The organism is Micromonospora sp. NPDC007271 (genome assembly GCF_040634005.1).
GTDB lineage: Bacteria > Actinomycetota > Actinomycetes > Mycobacteriales > Micromonosporaceae > Micromonospora.
The window spans coordinates 1-3,216 of the sequence record NZ_JBEYER010000200.1 but is presented as its reverse complement, the minus strand read 5'-3'; the positions used below and the strand labels follow the sequence as shown (position 1 = coordinate 3,216).

The 3,216-nt window shown below is 71.9% G+C and carries 2 protein-coding genes; both read left to right on the top strand.

Going from position 1 to position 3,216, the window contains the following annotated elements; all coding sequences use genetic code 11:
- Positions 1 to 215: 215 nt before the first annotated feature.
- A complete protein-coding gene (locus ABZ570_RS33760; protein WP_358072222.1) occupies positions 216 to 698 on the top strand; it encodes a Rieske (2Fe-2S) protein in 483 nt (160 codons plus the stop codon).
- A gap of 46 nt (positions 699 to 744) precedes the next feature.
- On the top strand, positions 745 to 2,685 hold the full coding sequence (gene uvrC, locus ABZ570_RS33755) for an excinuclease ABC subunit UvrC (RefSeq protein WP_358072220.1): 1,941 nt from the start codon (positions 745 to 747) through the stop codon (positions 2,683 to 2,685).
- Positions 2,686 to 3,216 lie beyond the last annotated feature (531 nt).

Genomic DNA, 3,216 nt, shown 5'->3' with positions numbered 1-3,216 from the left:
CGGCGAAGGCCAACGGCGGCGGCGCGAGGTCGCGTACCCGCAAGGTGCCGGCCGGGGCGCGCTGACGGTACGACGAACGGGGCGGGCCACCGGCCCGCCCCGTTCCGTTACCCATTTCGTGACGCGTCAGTATGAACCGTGCGACACAGTGGCTCGTGTTCCATCTGTAGCCGCCCGTGGTGCAGGGGCGGCGGCAGTCGAGAGAAAGGCCGGAAATGAGTGACGATCAGGTCCTGACCGGGCCGGGTACGCAGACCCGGCGGACCCTGCTCGCGGGCGCCGGGGCGGTAGGCGCGGCGGTGGTGCTGGCCGCCTGCGGCAGCGACGACGAGACGAGCCCGGGCGCTGCCGGCCCGACCAGCGGTGGCCCGGACGCGACCGCCGCCGCCGGGGGCGGCAACCGCGACAGCAGCGGGCCAGTGGCCCGGACCACCGACATCCCGGTCGGCGGCGGGGCGGTGTTCGCCAGCAAGGGCGTGGTCATCACCCAGCCGGAGCCGGGCCAGTTCAAGGGCTTCGACCCGATCTGCACCCACCAGGGCTGCCCGGTGTCGAAGGTCGACGGCGGCACCATCAACTGCACGTGCCACAACAGCCGCTTCTCGATCATCGACGGGTCCGTCAAGCAGGGGCCCGCCACCCGGCCCCTGGCCCCGAAGGACATCAAGGTCACCGGCGACCAGATCACGCTGGCCTGACCCGCGGCGGCGGTGGGGTGTCGGGGGTGCGGACTAGGCTTGCCACGTGGCTGACCCCTCGACCTACCGTCCCGCTCCTGGCACCATCCCGGAGTCTCCGGGGGTCTACCGTTTCCGTGACGGCACCGGTCGGGTGATCTACGTCGGCAAGGCGCGAAACCTGCGCAGCCGGCTCAACTCCTACTTCGCCGACCCGGTCAACCTGCACCAGCGCACCCGGCAGATGGTCTTCACCGCCGAGTCGGTGGACTGGATCACCGTCGCCACCGAGGTCGAGGCGCTCCAGCAGGAATACACCTGGATCAAGCAGTACGACCCCAAGTTCAACGTCCGCTATCGAGACGACAAGTCGTACCCGTACCTGGCGGTGACCCTCGACGAGGAGTTCCCGCGGCTGCAGGTGATGCGCGGCGCCAAGCGCAAGGGGGTGCGCTACTTCGGGCCCTACTCGCACGCCTGGGCGATCCGCGAGACGCTGGACCTGTTGCTGCGCGTCTTCCCGGCCCGCACCTGCTCCTCCGGGGTGTTCAAGCGGGCCGGCCAGGTCGGCCGCCCCTGCCTGCTGGGCTACATCGGCAAGTGCTCCGCCCCGTGCGTCGGCAGCGTGACCGCCGAGCGGCACCGGGAGATCGTCAACGGCTTCTGCGACTTCATGGCCGGCCGCACCGACATCATGGTCCGCAACCTCGAACGGGAGATGCAGGAGGCCAGCGAGCTGCTCGAGTTCGAGCGGGCCGCCCGGCTCCGCGACGACGTCGCCGCGCTGCGCCGCGCGATGGAGAAGCAGACGGTGGTGCTCGGCGACGGCACCGACGCCGACGTGGTGGCCTTCGCCGAGGATCCGCTGGAAGCCGCGGTCCAGGTGTTCCACGTCCGCGACGGGCGGGTGCGGGGCCAGCGCGGCTGGGTGGTGGAGAAGACCGAGGAGCTGACCACCGGCGACCTGGTGCACCACTTCTGCACCCAGGTCTACGGTGGCGAGCAGGGTGAGGCGGACGTCCCCCGGGAGCTGCTCGTGCCGGAACTGCCGGGCGACGCCGACGCGCTGGCCGACTGGCTCTCCGCCCGCCGGGCCAGCCGGGTGTCGCTGCGCGTTCCCCAACGCGGCGACAAGCGGTCGTTGCTGGAGACCGTCGAGCGCAACGCCAAGGACGCGCTCGCCCGGCACAAGCTCAAGCGGGCGGGCGACCTGACCACCCGCAGCAAGGCGCTCGACGAGATCGCCGACGCGCTCGGCATGCGGACCTCCCCACTGCGCATCGAGTGTTTCGACGTCTCCCAGATCCAGGGCACCGACGTCGTCGCCAGCATGGTCGTCTTCGAGGACGGGTTGCCGCGCAAGAGCGAGTACCGCCGGTTCATCGTCCGCGGCGCCACGGACGATCTGTCCGCCATGTCCGAGGTGCTGCGCCGCCGTTTCGCCCGTTACCTCGACGCCCGGGCCGAGACCGGGGAGATCGGCGAGGAGACCGCGGGCGATCCGGACCGGCCCGGCATCGACCCCACCACGGGGCGGCCGCGCAAGTTTGCGTACCCGCCGCAACTGGTCGTGGTCGACGGCGGTGCGCCGCAGGTGGCGGCGGCCGCGCAGGCCCTCGCCGAGCTGGGCATCGACGACGTGGCGCTGTGCGGGCTGGCCAAGCGGCTGGAGGAGGTCTGGCTGCCCGACGACGAGTTCCCCGTCATCCTGCCGCGCACCTCGGAGGCGCTCTACCTGCTGCAACGGGTCCGCGACGAGGCGCACCGGTTCGCCATCACCTTCCACCGGCAGCGGCGCTCGAAGCGGATGACCGAGTCGGCGCTGGACAACATTCCCGGCCTAGGCGAGATACGCCGCAAGGCGCTCCTGCGGCATTTCGGCTCGCTCAAGCGCCTCTCCGCCGCCACCGTGGAGGAGATCACGGAGGTCCCCGGTGTCGGAAAGCGGACGGCCGAGGCGATTCTGGCCGCCCTCGACGAGGGCGCCAAGCCGACGCCGACCCCCTGACTGACCTGCTGCCCGTCCCGCCCGCCCGCCACGGCAGGGCAGGCCCGAGGGACCGGTATCGCGGGTCGGCGGAGACGTTGCGGCGCGTTCCGGCACCCAACCGGCGATCCGGGGCGTCCAGGTCGTGCTCCGGGTGATCCACCCTCCTCGCCGGCGCGGGCACCGTAGCGGGAGAGTTCGGGATATGGGTGGAACGTCATGGGTGTGTCCAGGTGGTTCTGACACCCCGTGATGTTCCGCTGACGGCATGGCTGCCCGGAATGCGAGGTACATCCCGGCCGGGGGTGTCCGGTTTGTGGCGGCCTGTCGGCTTGTCGGGGGCTGGTTGGGAATGATGGCGGGGCTGCGGGCGTTGGACATGGTCGACCGCGCGGGACAGCCGCGCCGGTCACCGGCCCGGTCATCACGGGTCGTCGGCCGGGCGGAATGATCGCTCGCCGGCCGTCGTTACATCCCCGGACCCGCCGAGCAGGCCGCCGGACCCGCCGAGCAGGCCCCGCGCCGCCGGCCCGGTCCCCCGGGAACCCGGGG

What these genes read in the sequence shown, in the direction of transcription:
- ABZ570_RS33760 (WP_358072222.1), top strand. Translation starts at nt 216, where the DNA reads ATGAGTGACGATCAGGTCCTGACCGGGCCGGGTACGCAGACCCGGCGG.